15 protein-coding genes and 1 pseudogene are annotated in these 18,891 nt (G+C 63.3%); 9 read left to right on the top strand and 7 right to left on the bottom strand.

The window, feature by feature from the left end; genetic code table 11:
* Positions 1-5: 5 nt before the first annotated feature.
* Together OIK40_RS13730 and OIK40_RS13735 are read right to left on the bottom strand one after the other, a co-directional pair.
* Entirely contained in the window at positions 6-1,202 is a 1,197-nt protein-coding gene (locus OIK40_RS13730) for a phospholipase D-like domain-containing protein (RefSeq protein WP_273678918.1), read from the bottom strand.
* Positions 1,203-1,270: 68 nt separating this feature from the next.
* A complete protein-coding gene (locus OIK40_RS13735) occupies positions 1,271-3,253 on the bottom strand; it encodes a lipoxygenase family protein (RefSeq protein WP_273678919.1) in 1,983 nt (660 codons plus the stop codon).
* Positions 3,254-3,415: 162 nt separating this feature from the next.
* Here OIK40_RS13735 and OIK40_RS13740 point away from each other — a divergent pair, with 162 nt between their 5' ends.
* From OIK40_RS13740 to OIK40_RS13755, 4 genes are all read left to right on the top strand, one after another.
* Positions 3,416-4,573 (top strand): GGDEF domain-containing protein, encoded by a 1,158-nt coding sequence (locus tag OIK40_RS13740; protein WP_273678920.1) that lies wholly within the window; start codon positions 3,416-3,418, stop codon positions 4,571-4,573.
* A 108-nt stretch (positions 4,574-4,681) separates the two neighbouring features.
* A complete protein-coding gene (gene rpoZ / locus OIK40_RS13745) occupies positions 4,682-5,026 on the top strand; it encodes a DNA-directed RNA polymerase subunit omega (protein WP_273678921.1) in 345 nt (114 codons plus the stop codon).
* 197 nt (positions 5,027-5,223) lie between these two features.
* Positions 5,224-5,955, top strand: a complete 732-nt coding sequence (locus OIK40_RS13750) for a ParA family protein (RefSeq protein ID WP_273678922.1) — start codon at positions 5,224-5,226, stop codon at positions 5,953-5,955.
* A gap of 81 nt (positions 5,956-6,036) precedes the next feature.
* Positions 6,037-7,098, top strand: a complete 1,062-nt coding sequence (locus OIK40_RS13755; RefSeq protein WP_273678923.1) for a DUF3667 domain-containing protein — start codon at positions 6,037-6,039, stop codon at positions 7,096-7,098.
* Between the two features lie 68 nt (positions 7,099-7,166).
* Here OIK40_RS13755 and ftsH read toward each other — a convergent pair whose 3' ends face one another.
* On the bottom strand, positions 7,167-9,125 hold the full coding sequence (gene ftsH, locus OIK40_RS13760) for an ATP-dependent zinc metalloprotease FtsH (RefSeq protein WP_273678924.1): 1,959 nt from the start codon (positions 9,123-9,125) through the stop codon (positions 7,167-7,169).
* A gap of 105 nt (positions 9,126-9,230) precedes the next feature.
* Positions 9,231-9,905, bottom strand: coding sequence for a TetR/AcrR family transcriptional regulator (locus tag OIK40_RS13765; protein WP_273678925.1), 675 nt, complete (start codon positions 9,903-9,905; stop codon positions 9,231-9,233).
* Between the two features lie 95 nt (positions 9,906-10,000).
* On the opposite strand from OIK40_RS13765, the gene OIK40_RS13770 reads away from it, so the two are divergent.
* The 4 genes from OIK40_RS13770 to OIK40_RS13785 are packed head-to-tail and all read left to right on the top strand — an operon-like array spanning position 10,001 to position 14,367.
* Complete coding sequence (locus tag OIK40_RS13770) at positions 10,001-11,137, top strand: ABC transporter permease (RefSeq protein WP_273678926.1); 1,137 nt, start codon at positions 10,001-10,003, stop codon at positions 11,135-11,137.
* A gap of 14 nt (positions 11,138-11,151) precedes the next feature.
* On the top strand, positions 11,152-11,883 hold the full coding sequence (locus OIK40_RS13775) for an ABC transporter ATP-binding protein (protein ID WP_273678927.1): 732 nt from the start codon (positions 11,152-11,154) through the stop codon (positions 11,881-11,883).
* A gap of 42 nt (positions 11,884-11,925) precedes the next feature.
* On the top strand, positions 11,926-12,918 hold the full coding sequence (locus tag OIK40_RS13780; RefSeq protein ID WP_273678928.1) for an efflux RND transporter periplasmic adaptor subunit: 993 nt from the start codon (positions 11,926-11,928) through the stop codon (positions 12,916-12,918).
* Between the two features lie 3 nt (positions 12,919-12,921).
* A complete protein-coding gene (locus tag OIK40_RS13785; RefSeq protein WP_273678929.1) occupies positions 12,922-14,367 on the top strand; it encodes an efflux transporter outer membrane subunit in 1,446 nt (481 codons plus the stop codon).
* On the opposite strand, the gene OIK40_RS13790 is transcribed toward OIK40_RS13785, so the two are convergent.
* On the bottom strand, positions 14,341-14,790 hold the full coding sequence (locus tag OIK40_RS13790; protein ID WP_273678930.1) for a MaoC family dehydratase: 450 nt from the start codon (positions 14,788-14,790) through the stop codon (positions 14,341-14,343). The two genes, OIK40_RS13785 and OIK40_RS13790, sit on opposite strands and share 27 nt — an antisense overlap.
* Positions 14,790-15,872, bottom strand: coding sequence for a CaiB/BaiF CoA transferase family protein (locus tag OIK40_RS13795; protein WP_273678931.1), 1,083 nt, complete (start codon positions 15,870-15,872; stop codon positions 14,790-14,792). The genes OIK40_RS13790 and OIK40_RS13795 overlap by 1 nt, the downstream gene beginning before the upstream one ends.
* 277 nt (positions 15,873-16,149) lie before the next feature.
* Between OIK40_RS13795 and OIK40_RS13800 the strand changes: the two genes are divergently transcribed.
* Positions 16,150-17,379 carry a tyrosine-type recombinase/integrase gene (locus OIK40_RS13800; protein ID WP_273678932.1) on the top strand — a complete coding sequence of 410 codons (1,230 nt, stop codon included), beginning with the start codon at positions 16,150-16,152 and terminating at the stop codon, positions 17,377-17,379.
* A gap of 24 nt (positions 17,380-17,403) precedes the next feature.
* Here OIK40_RS13800 and OIK40_RS13805 read toward each other — a convergent pair.
* Positions 17,404-18,504, bottom strand: a pseudogene (locus OIK40_RS13805) (integrase core domain-containing protein).
* Between the last annotated feature and the right edge of the window lie 387 nt (positions 18,505-18,891).

Below are 18,891 nucleotides of genomic sequence, written 5' to 3' on the forward strand. Positions count from 1 at the left end.
GGCCGCTAGCGCGCCGAGAGGCGACTGACGCGGTAATCGGCGAGCGACATCCAGTAGGCCAGCCGCCAGCGCAGCCGGGTTAGCGGGCTGGCCTGCCGCGCATACCATTGCGGGGTAACGGTGATGCTCGCTTGCTCGAGATGGTCGATCATCTCGCGCAGACGCGCCGCCACCTCTGCGTCTGCGATCCGCACCATCAGTTCGACATTGATGCGGAAGGACCGCTTGTCGAGATTGGCGCTGCCGACATAGCTGGCATCATCAACAACCAGCAGCTTCATGTGCAACTTGCACGGCTGGAACTCGAATATCCGCACCCCGGCGGCGAGCAGCTTCTTGTAGAGCAGCCTTGCCATGTCGATCGCCGCGCCGATGTCTGACTTGCCGGCCATGATCATCCGCACCCTGCCGCGGCGCGCGACCTTGGTGATCTGCGAACGGAAGCTGCGCGGCGGAGAGAAATAGGCCGACACCGCATCCAGCCGCCGGGCGCGCGACAGATCCTTGCGGAAATGCCAGGCCCAGTGCCCCTGCCGCACCAGCGGACCGCCAACCAGCAGCCGCACCGGCCCGTCGCCGCCATCCCAGCGGCTGACAATCTCGCGCAGGCTGCGCAACTGTTCGACACGGCCCGTTTCCTCGCTTTCTACCCAGCGATCGACCAGCGCGAACCATTCGGCAAATTTCGCCACCACCGGCCCTTCGATCATCACCGCCAGATCGCACCAGCCGTTTTCGGCAGGCGGCTTGAAGTAGTGATCCGAGACATTGGCCCCGCCGGTGATCACGCGCGTACCGTCGGCAATGGCGATCTTCTGATGGTTGCGGATCAGGTAGCGGCTGCTCCAGCGCGAGGAAAACACCGCGAAGCTGCCGCCAGCCTCGGAAAGCGGCGCGAAGAAGGCACGGCCCGCGTCATTGCCGAAATCGTCGACGATCAACCGGACCGCCACGCCCCGCAGCGCCGCCGCGATCAGCGCATCGCGCACCTGCGTTCCCGAAGCGTCGTCGTCGAACAGATAATAAAACAGTTGCAGGCTCTCGCTGGCGTTCCCGATCAGATCGAGCAGCGCGGAAAGCCGGTCTTCGCCATGGGGCAGAAAGGTGAATTCGTGTCCCTGCGCGGCAACCACGAAACGCGCCGGATCGCGGTAATGCTGCGGATCCTGCGGCGAGGCCGCACCAGTTTTCTGCCCTTCCATGGAGGACAGCATAACCCCAAGCGCACGCGGGGGCGATAGGGCTTTGCCCCCGCCCGCCGCGCGGCCGGTCAGATATTGATACTGGTCGGGATCAGGCTGGGTTGAAGATAGGGATAGGGTCGCCGCCGTTCGGCATTGCGCGCGGCGATCTGGGCATCGACGCTCGCCAGATGTGCCTGGAACGTCGCCAGCGGACCTTCCGGCGCGGTCACCTGCGGATCGGCGAACCACGCATCATAAGGCGCATTGGTGCTGCGATAGTCCCCCAGCGGCCGGTAATGCAGCGAACCGAGCAATTCGAGCACATTGAGCTGTTCCAGCGCCAGCGCCATCGGCGGCATCATCGCCAGCCAGCCGGTCTTGTCCTGCCCGCCTTGAGAGGTAGGCGCGCTTTGCCAGCCCGCACCCGTGACTGCAGGGGCAAAGGCCATGATGTCCTTCTGGGGGAAATTGACTGCGGCGTGCTGCGCGCTCGCTGTGAAGATGATCATGGTGCAGGCATCCACCAGCGCCGCGACGCTGTTGATCGGGCCAAAGCCCTTCACCTTCGCCTCGCCCGCCACACAGGCGGCCCACGCGGCAAGCTCGCTGTCGCCGGTCACGTCGGCATCGCTGGCATAATAGAGGCCGACATAGGCCTTCACCCAGCCATGGATCGCCTCCCACACCAGCAGCGCATCGTCGCGATAGGGGAATTCTGCCAGCGCCGATCCCGGCCCGACCCCGCGCGCGGCGAGATCTTGCGGCAGCATCTTGGCAGTGAAGTCGAAGTCGAGCCGCGCCGCCACCGCAAGCGCCTGCGTCGAATGAATCGTGCCCGCGAAGATGTGGTCGATCGGGCCATCAGGTGCGATCAGCGAGGTTGCGGCAGCCTCGTTGATGAACAACGTGCCTTCGAAATGCGGCACCAGCAGCGCCCATATGGGGTGCACCGTCGCGAGGTGGCGGTGGGTTGCCATTGCCACGCCCTCGATCACCAGATGGGTGCGTGCGAGGTGGGCGACCAGTTCATGATAATTGCCGTCGGCCACCTGCACGATAAGCTTGGCCATTTCCCATCCCCACTGCTCGGCAGCGACCACAGTGGGCGTGAAGATCGGCCATTCCTCCGGATCCTGTCCACACTGGATCGCTACAGGGACAAGACTGGAACCGCCCGGCGGAACCGCGAACAGCGCGAGCGGCTGCCACACATATTTCGCCAAACCGCCCCAGCTGCCCGGATCAAGCGTACCCAGCACGGCATAGTCGAGCATGAACAGCCGTCCTTCGGCCAGCGCCGCAGCGAGCGTGTCGCCATTGACGATATCGGCATAGGCGGCCTCGGAAAGCGGGAAATTGGCCGGCAACGCATCGCCGACAGCCGCAATCAGCATCGCGTTGGGGCCCTGCACGCGCAGCGCGGCGAATTCGGCATCGTCCTCGAATGTCCAGGCGATCTCGGGCAGCGGCAGCGTGTCGAACAATGCGCGGTAGGCATCGAGGCCCGCCGTCGCCGTGCCGCCAAGCCCGGCAGCATCGTCGATCTTCATCAGTTCTTCCAGCCGCGCCTTGTGCGCCTTGAGCGCGGCGATCCGCGTCTCGCGCTCGGCATGGGCGACCGCGGCTTCGAGATCGCTTACCAGATGGCCCAGAAAGCTTTCATGCGTAGGTTGCGGCGGAGCGACCAGCTTCGCGGTCGAGGCTTCGATCGCGTCGCATTCAGCCAGGGCCGCTTCGAATTTCGCACGCGGGGTATCGATCTCGCCGCGATCAACCCCGCCCAGTTTTACCGCCAGTGCGTTGCGCACAATTTGAAGGCTGATGCCGATCAACAGGCCCCACCATGCCAGCGTCGGCAGATTGTCGGCCGGAACGCTCTGCGCCAGCGGCACACCCGGGAGAGTGGCGACATCGTCGTTCCAGACATAGACCGCTTGGCTCTGTGCGATCTGCGCCGCGCGGGCGGCTTTTTGTGCAGGTGTATCCTGCTGCGGCAGTGTCGGCGCAGCGGGCGGCACAGGGGCTTCCAGCGATCCGGCCTGGGGGATAATTGACGACTGAAAGCTCATAAGGGCGCTCCTCGTTCCGTGGTTACCCGGGGGCCTAGAGCGCACCGGTTAAATATCCGTCAGCCGGCCGATAACCCGCTGTTTGAACGAATTTTAGTTCGTAAGTTAATCAAGCGAACTTCGTTAACGAGCATTTTACATTCTCGCCTTAACCGCTGTGGCATGAGAGGGGTCGTCACCAGCTTGCGCCAGCGCTTCATGCCGCCGATTCCGGACGCCATCCGGGACGACTTCACCATACTGCGGGCCAAGCGCGTCGAGACGCAGTCCCCCATGATGTACATCATGCTGCTGGCCACCACGCCGACTGCGGCATGGGCCGGGGCAGCGGATCTGCATTGGGCGATACGCTTCGGGATGCCGGCACTGCTGGCGATCCTGTGCGTGCTCGGCCTGATCGAAAACAGGATCAGCCGCAGGCGCCACCTCAGTCTGCGCCGGGCGCGGCTGATCGTGAAGAAGACAAGCACCGTATCCGGCTGGGTCGGCGTGATGTGCAGCAGCTGGGCAGTGATAAACTGGTTCGCCTCCCCGCCGGACAGCCACGCAAACTTCGCCATGATCATCGCCATGGGATCGCTGGCCACGGCCTATTGCCTGTCCTCGATCCGCTTTGCCGCGATCCTCAATCTGGTGATCGGCGTTGTGCCGATTTCCTCGCTGATGCTGTCGTCGGGCAAGCCGGCGGAAATGGCGGCGGCAACCAGTCTGCTGCTCGCCACCGTCATTCTGGTGCGCTTCATTATGCAGGGTCATGCGATGCTGGTCGATCTGCTCCAATTGCAACAGCAGACCCGCGACCTTGCCCACACCGATCCCTTGACCGGCCTTGCCAACCGCCGCGCGCTTGACGAACGGATTGCCGAGCTGGTGCGGCCTGCCGCCGAGGTATCGCCGTTCAGGCTGGCCTTGCTCGATCTTGACGGGTTCAAGCCGGTCAACGACCGCTACGGTCACGGGTTCGGCGACAAGCTGCTATGCTCGGTCGCCGAGCGGCTGCGCGAAATCGTCGGGGATGATGGGCTGGTGGTGCGTCAGGGCGGCGACGAATTCGCCATATTGCTGCCCCCCGGATCGCCGCTCAATGCCTCGCCGGTCGCCGACAGGCTGCTGATCGCGCTAGTTCGCCCGCACCTGATCGACGATGTGCCGATAACGGTCGGAGCCAGCGTCGGGCTTGCGCAGTGGCCGGACGACGGCAAGCTGCCTGACGATCTGTTCGACCACGCAGACCGCGCATTGTATCGCGCCAAAGCCGAACTGCGGGCGCCGGACGCGCCATTGGGCGAAGCGAAGGGCTATGTCTCGCTATCTGCTTGAGCCCGCGTCGTTACGACTGCCGCGGCGCGCATTATCTTGACTGGCGCCCCTTGCATCCCTACCTGCCCATTCTTCCCGTTTCCCTGCGAATCGTAAAAAAGGCCGCCCATGGCACGCGTTACCGTTGAAGATTGCGTCGACAAGGTTCCCAACCGCTTCGACCTCGTCCTGCTTGCTGCGCAGCGCGCGCGGGAAATCTCTGGCGGCAGCGAACTGACCATCGACCGCGATCGTGACAAGAATCCGGTCGTCGCGCTGCGCGAGATTGCCGAGCAGACCGTTCAGCCCAAGGAGCTGCACGAAGCGCTGGTGACCAGCCTGCAGAAGATCCTGCCCGACGATGAGGACGAGGCCGACGAGATCGGCTCGCTGAGCCAGTCGGCCGAAGCCCTGCGCATTACCGCCTCGGCACCTGCGCGCACCACTTCGATTGGCGGCGATTACGACGGCTAATCTGTTACATTCAAAGACTTAAGACATTTTTAGGGGCGGATTTCGGCCAAATAAGCGCCGATTTCGCCCCTTTTTCGTGCGATCTCGCCCGATTTGACCGCAGTTTGACCCCGTTTGCGCGCCGCTTGCACTTGTGCGGGGGGGCGCTATCCCATGCCCCTGTAATAAAGACGTAACACGAGGGGCAGCCGGACCAGATGGCTTCGATCGCGGTCTACAGCGTCAAGGGCGGTGTCGGAAAGACCACGCTGGCGGTCAACCTGGCATGGTGCTCGGCGACGATCTCGCGGCGCAAAACGCTGTTGTGGGATCTCGATCCTTCGAATGGTTCGGGCTTCCTGCTCGGCATCGACCCGAAGAAAAAACGCAGCGCCGACAGCGTGTTTGCCGACGGGGCAGACCCGCTCAAACTGGTGCAGGCGACCGGATACCCCAATCTTGATCTGCTACCGGCGGACGAAAGCATCCGCACCCTCGGCCGCCAGCTTGACCGACTGGGCAAAAAGAAGCGTCTTTCCAAGCTGGTAGAGGGGCTGGCGAAGCACTACGACCGGATCATCTTCGATTGCCCCCCGGTGCTCAACGAAGTCAGTGCGCAGGTTATGCGCGCAGCCGATCTGGTAATCGTGCCATTACCCCCCTCACCGTTATCCTCCCGCGCTTTCGAGGTCGTGGTCGAGGAAGTGCGCGGCAGCGGCAAAGGCCATCCGCCGATCCTGCCCGTCCTGTCGATGGTGGACATGCGCCGGACTCTTCACCGCGAAGCGCGCGAGGCCAATCCCAAATGGCCCGCGATTCCTCTGGCAAGCGCGGTCGAACAATGTGCGGTGGAAAGGAAGCCGGTGGCTGCATTTGCACCCCGCTCGCCCGCAGCGCGCGCCTTTGCCCAGTTGTGGACGGCAATCGAACGCAAGCTTGCTTCGCGCTGACCGCACACGACAAGCCGCTGGTCTCATGCACGGTTTGGCGCCATAGTTGCGCGCGCCACAGGGATTGAAGGGCGCAGAGACATGAACGGTATCGGCGAAGGGATCGGCGCAGCGATCGAAGGCGGCTTGCTCTCGCGCGCGGTCGAGCCGGTGCACGGCGAGGCATCCGGCGCGCCCCACGCCCCATCCGAATGCGCAAATTGCGGTGCTACCGTCACCGGGCATTATTGCGGGCAATGCGGGCAGAAAGCCCATGTTCACCGCAGTCTCGCCGCGATCGCGCACGACATCATGCACGGCGTGCTCCATCTCGACGGCAAGCTCTGGAACACCCTGCCCCTGCTCGCCTTCAAACCGGGTCAACTGACCCGCCGTTTCATCGAGGGCGAACGTGCCAAGTTCGTCAGCCCGATGGCGTTGTTCCTGTTCAGCGTCTTCGCGATGTTTGCGGTGTTCCAGATGGTGGGGATTTCAGTCTCCGATGATCTTACCCAGGGCTGGGCCAACTATGGCGACAAGGCCGATCAGTCGGTGTTCCGCGACAACATCCGCGAACAGATCACCACGCTTGAACAGGAACGCGACCGCCTGTCCAAGGCCGACCCGCGCCGCGCGGAAATCGCCGACGAGCTCAAGGGGCTGGAGATGGTGCTGGACGGAAACCCGATGGTTCTGACCGAGGGCGAGGATGTCACATTCAGCGCGACCGGCATCGAAACGCTGGACAAAGGCATCATCGCGAAGTGGAAGAAGAACCCGGGCCTCATGCTCTACAAGCTACAGTCGAACGGGTACAAGTTCAGCTGGCTGCTGATCCCGTTGTCGATCCCTTTCGTGTGGCTGCTGTTCGCATGGAAGCGGCGCTTCAAGGCTTATGACCACGCGGTGTTCGTCACCTATTCACTGGCTTTCATGTCGCTGCTGTTCATCGCGGTTTCGATCCTTGGCACGGTCCCCGGAGGCGGCGGCTGGGCTTTTGCTCTGTTCGCCATTGCGGCCCCTCTCCATCTCTACAAGCAACTGAAGAACGCTTACGGTCTTACCCGTTTTTCCGCGCTTTGGCGGTTCTTCATACTGCTTGGGTGCATCCTTGTCGTCCAGTTGCTGTTCCTCCAGGCGCTGCTCGTGCTGGGCGCGTTCTGACAATCGGCAAACAAAAGGGGCGCCGGAATTGCTCCCGGCGCCCCTGCTTATGATGCGTCTGCTGGTGATCAGGCGCCCTGAGGGGCCTCGCCACTCTTGCCGCCGAAGCGCTTGCCCGCCTTGGGAATGGCAGAACCATGCACCGGCGCCGGAATACTCGGACCGCGCGGGGCATCGGGACGGTCGATCTTGCCTGTCTCGAGCAGGGTCTTGATTTCCTCACCCGTCAGCGTTTCGTATTCCAGCAACGCCTGAGCGAGCAGATGGAGCTGGTCCTCGTTGGTCTTGAGGATGTCGGTCGCACGCTGGTGGGCGCCCTCGACCAGCCCTTTGATCTCCGTATCGATCAGCTCGTTGGTCTTGCCCGAACGGAAGGTCCGCTGCGCCGCACCCATGCCGAGATAGCCTTCCGACTGCTCTTCGTACTGGAGCGGGCCGAGCTTGTCCGACATGCCCCACTGGGTGACCATGTTGCGGGCCAGATTGGTCGCATACTGGATGTCGGACGAGGCGCCCGAACTGACCTTGTCGTGGCCAAAGATGATCTCTTCCGCAACGCGCCCGCCCATCGCGACCGAGAGGTTCGCATGCATCTTGTCGCGGTGGTAAGAATAGCTGTCACGCTCCGGCAGGCGCATAACCATGCCCAGCGCGCGGCCGCGCGGAATGATGGTGGCCTTGTGGATCGGATCGGACGCGGCCTCGTGGACCGAGACGATCGCATGGCCGGCCTCGTGATAGGCGGTCATCTTCTTCTCGTCGTCGGTCATCACCATGGAGCGACGTTCGGCGCCCATCATCACCTTGTCCTTGGCGTCTTCGAACTCCTGCATCGCCACCAGCCGCTTGTTGCGGCGCGCGGCAAGCAGCGCAGCTTCGTTGACGAGGTTGGCAAGGTCCGCGCCCGAGAAGCCTGGAGTGCCGCGTGCGATCACGCGCGGGTTCACGTCGGGAGCAAGCGGCACCTTCTTCATGTGCACGCCGAGGATCTTCTCGCGCCCGTCGATGTCGGGCACCGGCACAACCACTTGACGGTCGAAACGGCCCGGACGCAGCAGCGCCGGGTCAAGCACATCGGGGCGGTTTGTAGCGGCGATGATGATGATACCCTCATTCGCCTCAAAGCCGTCCATCTCGACCAGCAGCTGGTTCAGCGTCTGCTCGCGCTCGTCGTTCGAATTGCCGAGACCGTGACCGCGCGAGCGGCCGACCGCGTCGATTTCGTCAATGAACACGATGCAGGGCGCGTTCTTCTTTGCCTGTTCGAACATGTCGCGCACGCGGCTCGCACCGACGCCGACGAACATTTCGACAAAGTCGGAACCCGAGATGGTGAAGAACGGCACGCCGGCCTCACCCGCAATCGCGCGGGCGAGCAAGGTCTTGCCGGTGCCGGGCGAGCCGACCAGCAGCGCGCCCTTGGGGATCTGGCCACCCAGTTTGGAGAACCGCTGCGGATCGCGCAGGAACTCGACGATCTCCTGCAATTCGTCGCGCGCTTCATCAATGCCCGCGACGTCGTCAAACGTCACACGGCCCGAACGTTCGGTCAGCAGCTTGGCCTTGGACTTTCCGAAGCCCATCGCGCCGCCGCCGCCGCCCTTCTGCATCTGGCGCAGCGCAAAGAAGGCAATCCCGAGGATCAGCAGGAACGGCAAGGAGTTCAGCAGAATGAAAAGGATCACGCTCTGCTGCTCGCGCTGCTTGCCGGTAAACTGCACCCCGTTCTGTTCCATCAGGCGGGTGATTTCGATGTCGTTGGGAACCGGCACAGTCGAGAACGGCTCTCCGTTCTTGAGCTTGCCGGTGATGAGCTCTTCGCCCATCTGCACATCCTGCACTTCACCCTGAGCCACAGCCTCGCGGAAGTCGGAATAGCGGATCGCGGTGCCCGGGGTCTGCCCGGCATTGCTGAACAACGTGACGACCAGCAACAGGGCCAGGAAAATCCCGCCCCAGATCATCAGCTGCCGCACCCACGGATTGGGGCCATCAGGCTGCTGCTGGGGATCGTTCTGCTCGCTCATCGGCTGGATTCCTTTCGTCCCCGATAATGTAGGGTGCACAAGGTGAATGGCAAGATAATGCGCATGGGCGTGCATGATGCCATTTTTCGAACAGGGTGATGCGGATTATCCATGATCCGCCCCGCTTGTGGGCACGCCATAGGCTGCAAGAAAAACGTCGACCGCCCCATGGATCCGGCGCGCACGGTTTTCCGGAGTGACTTCCGCACCGAACCGCCGCTCGAGATCGCCCATGCCCTTGCACATCGAAACAAACTGCTCGGCTGCAAGCTGGGCATCATCCACGACAAGCTCGCCGGCGTCATGCGCATGCCGCAACCACGTCGCAAAGGCATGCTTCATGCGCCATGGTCCGGCTTCGAGAAATGCCGCGCCGATCGCCGGTTCGGCCTCGGTCTCGGCGGCGATACGGCGTTCGAACTGGATCATCTCCGGGCGGAACAGGAAGGCGAAAATCGCCTCGCCGATCGCGGTGAGACGGTCGCGGATGGTGCCCTGCGGCATTGCGTCGAGCGAAAAATGGCCGCGCATTTTCTCGCATTCGCATTCGACTGCCGCGGCGAACAGCGCGCGCTTTTCGCCGAACTGGTTGTAGATCGTGACCTTGGAAACACCGGCATCGGCGGCGACCTGTTCGATTGAAGTCGCGGCATAGCCCTGTTCGAAGAAATGCCGCGCGGCGGTGTCGATGATCGCGCGGCGTTTGGCGGAGTCGAGCGGCCGGCCCGCGCGGCGCGGGCCGGAAAATGCTGATTTTGCGGATGAACCGCCGATTGACAAAGTGAACGACTCCGTTCATTTAAACGCAATCGTTCAATAATGCTTTGATTCGTCTCTCCGCGCAACCCTGCCCTCTCGCTAAGGTTTCCCCCCGCGTGCTCTGGATAGCCATCAGGATGCTTACCGGCGATGCCCAGAAGTTCTACGGGCTGCTGTTCGGCATTGCCTTTTCGACCCTGCTCATCACCCAGCAGATGACGATTTTCGTCAATCTGGTCGAACGCGGGGCAAGCGGTGTCTACAATGCCCCCGAGGCCGAAGTCTGGGTGATGGACCCGGTCAGCCGCACCACCGACGTCAGCTACGCCATGCCCTCGACCGCGCTCGACAAGGTGCGATCGGTTCCCGGCGTCGAGTGGGCGGTGCCGCATCTGCGTGCCCAGGCAAATGTCCGGACCAAGGACGGCGACCTTGAAGGTGTGGGGGTGATCGGGGTCGACGACGCGACGCTGATCGGACTGCCGAAGCGCATGGCAAACGGCGACAAATCGGTGCTGTTCGCTCCTGATACCGTGGTGATCGATGACGTCGGAGTCACCCGCCTGTTCTCGAACGGGGCCAGCCCGCTTGGCGAACGGCTCGAACTTAACGACCAGCGCGCTGTGATCCGCGGTGTTTCCGACGCCATCCCGAGCTTCACAAGCACCGTGGTGCTCTACACCCGCTATTCCAATGCGCTCAACTTCGTCCCGGGCACCCGTAACCGCCTCAGTTTCGTGCTGGTGGGTGTCAGAAAGGGCGAAACACCCGAGGCAGTCGCCGCGAGGATCGAAAAGGAGACCGGATTGAAAGCCGAGACCCGCGAGGAATTCGCGCAAGCGGGCATCAACTTCATCATCGAAAATACCGGCATCCCGACCAATTTCGGAATCACCGTGTTTCTCGGTTTCGTCGTCGGGGTGGCGATCGTGGGGCTGACTTTCAGTCTCTTCATCCGCGACAATATCAAGCAGTTCGGCGCACTCAAGGCGATCGGCGTAACCAACCGCAAGATTATGGGCATGGTCGCCTCGCAAGCGGGGCTCGTGGGCATGATCGGCTATGCGCTGGGTGTGATTGGCACGGTCGCCTTTATTCGCGCGTTCAGTTCCAACCCCTTCTTCAAAGGCTTCTACATCCCCTGGCAGATCCCGTTGATCAGCCTTGCAGCGGTGATCGTGATCCTTGCCATCACTGGACTGATTGCCATCCGTTCCGTCCTGAAGACCGAGCCGGCGGCGGTGTTCCGGTGAGCAAGGCAGACATCATGGACACCACAGCCATCGGCGGCTGCGCGCCCGAGGCGGCGATCTGCGCGCGCGGCATCATACGCGAGTTCGAAGCAGGCCAATCGACTATCCGCGTGCTCCACGGCATCGACACCGACATCCGCTCGGGGGAGATGACCTATGTCGTGGGAGAAAGCGGATCGGGGAAGACGACGCTGATCTCGATCATGTGCGGCATCCTCTGGCCCACCGAGGGAGAGGTGAAGGTATTCGGCACCGACATCTACAAGCTGTCCGACACCGAGCTGGTCAATTTCCGCCTCAACAACATCGGCTTCATTTTCCAGCAGTACAACCTGATCCCCTCGATCGATGCCGCCGCCAACGCTGCGGTGCCGCTGATCGCGCAAGGCGTACCGCTGCACGAAGCGCGCGAACGGGCGATGGTGCTGCTCGACAAGCTCAATATCGGCGATCAGGCCAACAAATTGCCGCGCCAGCTTTCGGGCGGCCAGCAACAGCGGGTCGCCATCGCCCGCGCGCTCGTGCATGAGCCGCGTCTGGTGGTGTGCGACGAACCCACCGCCGCGCTCGACGCACGATCAGGCAGAAGGGTGATGGACCTGCTGCGCGAAGTGGCGGTCGCCCCGGACCGGGCCTGCATTATCGTCACCCACGACAACCGCATCTTCGATCTCGCCGACCGTATCATCGTGCTCGAGGACGGGCGCATCACCCATGACGGCAAGGAAATGCCCGATGATCACTGATGCCGCCGCCTCCTTTCCCCTTTCCCATCAGTCGAGGACAACATGGCTCTCTCGCTCCGCAATCTGAGTTTCTCGCGTCAGATCCTGCCGGTCATTGCGGTGATCGGTGTGATCCTTGCTGCCTATTACATTTTCGGCGGCCTGCCTGACCGCAGCACCAGCGAACCCGCAGAACAGCCACCCAAAGCGGTCGGCGAGCTCGCCGATGCGCCCCGCGTTGCCGGCGCGGGTATCGTCGAGCCGGCAAGCGAGGTGATCGACATCGGCTCGGCGCTGTCCGGTCTCGTGACCGATGTCCGGGTGAAGCCGGGCGACAATGTGGCGGCAGGCGAGGTGCTGTTCCTCGTCGATGCCCGCGCGGCGCGGGCCAATCTGGTGCAGGCCAATGCCGCAATTGCCGAGGCGCGTGCCGCCATTACCGAGGCGATGACCGCGCAAGCCACCGCGCGCCAGCAGCTCGATCTCTATCGTAGCCTGACCGATCCTGCTGCGGTGAGCCGATCCGAGGTGATCCGTGCCGAGGGCGAGGAAGCTGCCGCCACGAGCCGTCTTGGTCTTGCCAAGGCACGCCTTGCCGCGGCCCAGGCTGCCGCAGCAGCATCCCGCACCGAAATCGAGCGCCTGACGGTGCGCGCACCGATTGCCGGCGAAATCCTCGCGGTGAACATCCGCCCGGGCGAATTTGTTGCCACTCAGGGCGGGGGCGGGAACCAGCCTTTTATCCAGATGGGCCAGACCGACCCGCTTCACGTGCGCATCGACATTGATGAGAACGAGGCCACGCGGCTCAAGCTCGGCGCGCCGGCTGTGGTCAGTCCACGCGGTGCGGCGGAACTTCACGTCAACGCCGCCTTCGTCCGCGCCGAGCCGCAGGTGGTACCGAAACGCTCGCTTACAAACAGCGCTGCGGAGCGGGTGGACGTGCGCGTTCTTCAGCTGATCTATGCGCTGCCAAAGACCGACAATTTCCGCGTCGGGCAGCAGGTCGATGCCTTTATCCCGGCTACCGACGCGCCCGCGGACAAGGATGACTGAGCGATGATCCGCGCCACCCACCGCCCGCGTGCGCACCTCGCCGCGGCATTCTTGCCGCTCGCGCTTGCCGCCTGCGCATTGCAACCTGCCCCCGAGATCGCAACCCCGACACCCGATCTGCCCGAAAGCTATTTCTATCGGCCGGAAAACGGTACGAGCGCCGGGCTCGCCGCCTTGCTTCCGCCCGACGATCCGGCCTATGCCGCTCTGGCCGACGCCGCGCTCGCCAATGCGCCCAGCCTGGCGGAGGCCGCAGCGCGGATCGAAAGCGCACGGGCGGGAGCGCGCCGCGCCGGAGCCGAACGCCTGCCCAACATTGCGGCCGATGCCAACGTGCGCCGTAACCGCATTAACACCGCACAGTTCGGGGCAGCCGGGCAGCAGGGCTTTATCCCCGCCGAACAGACATCATACGGAGCGAATATCACCGCGAGCTGGGACGCGGACGTTTTCGGGCGCCTGAAGGCGCAGGAGCGCGCGGCACTGGCCCGGATCGATGCTGCCAGCGCTCAGGCACGGGGCGTGCGTATCGCGTTGCTAGCGGAGATTGCCGGAAGCGTGATCGATTGGCGAGTGCTTGCCGCGCGCGCGGCGGCGCTGGAAAGCGACGCCGCGGCTGCCTTGCGGCTGGCCGAACTGGCCGGAACGCGCGAACAGGCCGGAATTGCCCCGGGCTTCGATCGCGTCCGCGCCGAAGCCCAGGCCAGCGCGTCGCGATCGCGCCTCGTGGCGCTCGAAAGTGAACGCGCACGGATCGTCGGGCGGCTTGTGACACTGACCGGACAAAGCGCAGCCGAGGTTTTCGCAGCGCTGGCGACCCCGGGGCCGACCATGACACTGCCTCCGCCGCCCCCCGCCCTACCCTCCGAACTGCTTACCAATCGACCCGACGTCGCCGCGGCGGCTGCCAATCTGGCGGCCAGCGATGCCGATCTTGCGGCCGCAGCGCGCGCACGCTTTCCGCGCCTGACGCTATCGGGCGTTATCGGCCTGCTCGCCTTCGACCCGGCCGACCTGTTCAACGATTCGATTGTCGGCAACCTCGCCGCCGGGATCGCGGGCCCATTGCTCGATTTCGGGCGTGTCGGCGCAGGGATCGACGCCGCTGCGGCTGACAAGCGCGCTGCTTTCGCGGCCTATCGCGGCGCAGTATTCCAGGCACTGGGCGATGCCGAAGCCGCCTATGGCCTCGTTGCGGCGAGCGATGCCGAAGTGCGTGCAACGATCAAGGAGCGGGATGATCTGGAGCGCGCCGCGCAACTCGCGGATTCGCGTTATCGCGCAGGCTTGGCGGGCTTTTCCGACGTACTCGAAGCCCGCCGTGCTGCGGATGCCAGCGGAGAGCGGGCAGCAGCAGCAGCCGGCCGCGCGGCCCGTTCGCGGGTGGTCTTGTGGCAGGCGCTCGGTGGCACGGCCGCCCCGTCAGTCGCGACGGCGGATCAGCGCTGATCGCTCACACCGGCACACCACCTCGTCGCGCTGGTTCCACATTTCGTGGACCCAGGTCACGATCCCGGCATCCGGGCGGGACTTGCTCTCCCGCAGCTCCTTGACCTCAGAGAAAGCGCGCAGCGTATCGCCGATAAACACCGGCTTGGGCGTCACCACCTTGTCGAAGCCGAGATTGGCAACCAGCGTGCCCAGCGTGGTGTCCCCTACCGACAGCCCGACCAGCAGGCTGAAGGTGAAGGTCGAATTGACAAGGATCTGTCCGAAGCCGCTGGCCTTGGCCGCCTCGACATCGAGATGAAGCGGCTGCGGGTTGTGCGTCATGGTCGAGAACAGAAGGTTGTCGGTCTCGGTCACGGTGCGGCGAATTTCGTGCTCGATCCGGTCGCCCACCTGCCACTCGTCGAAGAACTTGCCGGCCATTACACGCCGGCCTTCCAGCGGGCGACCACATCTGCCCCGTCGTCCAGACTCGACCGGACGCTGCCCGGTGTCCGGCTGAAGCGCGGCGCGGGGGCGGTGTGCCATTCGCCCTCGTGTTCAACATAGGCCGCGCGCGCCTTCATGTGCGGATGTTCGCGCGCCTCGTCGAGTGCGAGCACCGGGGCAAAGCACGCGTCCGAGCCTTCGAGCAGATCGCACCATTCGGCTTGGGTCTTGGTCAGGAACAGTGCCGCCAGCTTGTCGGCATAGTCGTCCCAGTTGGCAGGGTTCATCTGGCCCTGTGCCAGCTCTTCCGGAGCGCCTGCCTTGGCGAGCATTTCAGCGTAGAACTGCGGCTCGATCGAACCGAGCGAGATTTCCTTGCCGTCGGCGCACTTGAAGCAGCGGTAGAAATGCGCCGCGCCGCCCAGCATCCCCTTACCCCTCTCGGTGGTGATGAAGGGCCGTCCGCGTACACCGAAGAAGAAGCTCATCAGGCTGGTTGCACCGTCGACGATCGCGGCATCGACCACCTGCCCCTTGCCCGAACGTTCGCGCTCATACAGCGCGGCCATGATCCCGAAGGCGCAATACATCGACCCTCCGCCGAAATCGCCGACGAGGTTCTGCGGCGGTGTGGCGGTCTCTCCCGCCTTGCCGACCGCCGACAACGCACCCGTGATGGCGATATAGTTGATATCATGACCTGCGGCCTGAGCCAGCGGCCCGTCCTGACCCCAGCCGGTCATGCGCGCATAAACAAGACGCGGGTTTGCCGCGAGCAATTCGTCCGGCCCCAGCCCCAGCCGTTCCATCACGCCCGGACGGAAGCCTTCGATGAGCACGTCTGCACTGGCTGCTGCCTCGCGACAAAGGGCGCGCCCTTCATCGCTCTTGAGATCGAGCGCCATCCGGTGCCTTGCCCGTTCGACCACCGGATTGCTTACCTGAGTGCCGGGCCGCTCGATGCGGACCACTTCGGCGCCGAGATCAGCCAGCAACATCGCCACGTGCGGCCCCGGCCCGATTCCGCTGAATTCCAGAACCCTGAGGCCGGACAGCGGCCCGCTTGCATTGCTCATGCGTCTCTCCCTTTTCTGCGCGTCTGTGGCGCGCCTGCTGGTCAAGGGCAAGTGCCAACACAACTCGGTCTTGTCATCAGGCTGCTGACTCGATCACCCGCCCACAAGGGTAGATTGTTCTTTTTATGTTCTCGCTAAAAATGTATAAAAGCCGCAGAAATCCAAGGGAATTGGCCCTTGGATGGTCTCGGATCGTCCCAGCATTTCCCAGGCGTTCCAGACGTTTTTGCGGGCCTTATGTGGGCTCATGCGAAAACCACATTGGGAGAAGGCCCACATGCCTCTGACCGAAACCAAGCTTCGCACGCTCAAGAGCAAAGACAAGCCCTACAAAGTAGCCGACCAGCGCGGTCTCTATATCGAGGTGACCCCGTCAGGCGGCAAGCTGTGGCGATTCCGCTACCGGGTCGGCAAGACCGAGAAAAAGCTGTCGATCGGCCCCTACCCCGTGATCAATCTCAAGCAGGCGCGCAATGCCGCCGATGCCGCAAGGCATTCGGTCGCCGAAGGTGGCGACCCCGCCTTCGAGAAGCGCAAGAAAAAGATCCGCGATGAGTTCCTCTCGGCCCAGACCTTCGAGGCGGTGGCGCTGGAGTACATCGAGCAGATGATGGTCAAGAACGGGCTTGCCCAGGCAACCCTCGTCAAAGCGAACTACTTCCTCGAGCAGCTCACGCCTTCCATCGGCAATCGCCCGATCCATGACATCGAGCCGTTTGAAGTGCTGGCGCCCCTCAAGCGCCTCGAGGCGACAGGCAAGCACGAGACCGCGAAGAAGTGCCGCTCGTTCGCCGGGCGCGTGTTTCGCTACGGCGTTGCAACCACCCGCTGCAAATCCGATCCCACCGCCATGCTGAAGGGCGCGCTCGTGACACCGCGGGCGCAGCACTATGCCGCTATCCTCGAGCCCAAGGAGCTTGGCGGCCTCTTGCGCGCCATTGATGACTACACGGGCTACCTGGTCACCAAGTATGCTCTCCAGATCGCGCCGCATGTCTTCGTGCGGCCGGGCGAGCTACGCCATGCCGAGTGGCGCGAGATCGATCTTGAGGATGGGGTCTGGAAGATCCCCGCCGTCAAGATGAAGGCTCGCCGGCCACATGCTGTGCCGCTCTCGAAGCAGGTGGTCGGCTATCTCACCGAGCTTGCCACCATGCTAGGTACCGAAAGCTATGTCTTCCCGTCGGCCCGCAGCGGCATCCGTCCGGTGAGCGAGAACACGCTCAACGCTGCCTTCCGGCGCATGGGCTATTCGAAGGAGGAACTGACCGCGCATGGCCTCAGGGCCACTGCCTCAACATTCCTCAACGAATCGGGCCTTTGGAACCCCGATGCAATTGAACGGGCGCTTGCGCATGGCGACAGCAACGTGGTCCGCGGCATCCATTGCCGCGGCCAACACTGGAACGAGCGCGTTCGAATGGCGCAGTGGTGGAGCGATTACCTCGATCAATTGCGGGCAAACAAGATATTTCCAATAGCAAGAAATCGCTATGATCTGACGTGACCCCCAGCTTGCCGCCAGCTGGGATTAGAGCCGGGCGGTTGTTTTGCGCATCGGCGCGGTTGAAGCAATGAGCTGCGTAGCGGAGCCCGTAGGGCGTAGCGAAGCAGGCCATTGCTTATCCAGTTCGGCGGCGAAGGCCGCCGGCGTTATGTAGCCAAGGGACGAGTGCGGTCTCTCCCGGTTGTAATCCTCGACCCAGGCAGCGATCTCGACCCGTGCATGGGCCATGCTGAGGAACAGGGTCTCGTTGAGCAGCTCGTCGCGCATGCGACCGTTAAAGCTCTCGACGTAGCCATTCTGCAGCGGCTTGCCGCGCTCGGCGATCAGCTGGGTCAGCTCGTGCACGACGCGGTGCCCCGAGATCGAGGTATCCGGCACGGCTGCCAGGCACTCTGTGGTCACATCATCGACCACGTTGAGCACCCGGAACCGTCTGCCGGACGCCATCTGGTCGTGAACGGATTCGTAGCGAAGCGAAGAAGGGCGCTTGCGCCCAACTCGAGGCTCCAGCGCTGGTTCGGAAGTGCCAGCACCGGAGCAGGCACTCTCGTGCCGACCGCGCGTCTGCGGCTGCGTCGTCGCCTCACCGCCAGACCTTCCCCCTTGTAGAGCCGCTGGGTCTTCTTGCGGTTGATCATCACGTCCTCTCGGCGCAGCAGGATATGCAAACGGCGATAGCCAAACCGGCGGAGCTGGTTGGCCAGATCGCGCAGCTTCTCCCGGAGCGGGGCGTCATCGTCCCGGATGGAACAATAGCGCACGCTCTTGCGATCAGCATCGATGACACGGCACGCCCGCCGCTCGCTCATCGCGTGGCACGCCTGGAGATGAGCGGCAGCTTCCCGCTTAGCGGTGGGGTCACCACTTTTTTGAAAGAAGATCCTTCAAGGCTACGTTGTCCAGCATCGTATCGGCCAGCAGCCTCTTGAGCTTCGCGTTCTCGCTAGCAAGCTCCCGCAAACGTCGGGCTTCGGATACCTCCAGCCCGCCATACTTGGCATTCCAGTTGTAGATCGTCGCTTCAGACACACCATGCCGACGAGCCAGATCAGCGGTCTTCGCCCCCGCCTCTGCTTCCTTCGGCACGCCAATGATCTGCTCCTCATTAAACCTCTTACGCTTCATCGTCTGCCCTTCCTTCAGACCAGACTCTAATCGCTCATGGAGGAAAATCAGGGGTCACGTCACTACGCTTGGTAATGGTCGTTCAGTCTCCAAAGTGTTGATTCGACGCATTCACTTTAAAGACCTGTCGGCCGGTCGAGACCGCCCTGATGAGTTTGTCCATGTTTTCCGCCTTAGCGAAATGTGTTTTTCGCGCAACTCGCAGGCGCGTGGGGGCGATCAATCATTGACCTAGCCGGACGCGCACGGCACGGATTGCGCAGGGCCACGACTTTCCGATCATAACCAGCGAGGGTGCCGAATGTCTCCCAAACCGATCCGTAAAGCCGTGTTTCCCGTTGCCGGTCTCGGCACCCGCTTCCTTCCGGCGACCAAGGTTGTGCCGAA

The organism is Erythrobacter fulvus (assembly GCF_028595285.1).
GTDB lineage: Bacteria > Pseudomonadota > Alphaproteobacteria > Sphingomonadales > Sphingomonadaceae > Erythrobacter > Erythrobacter fulvus.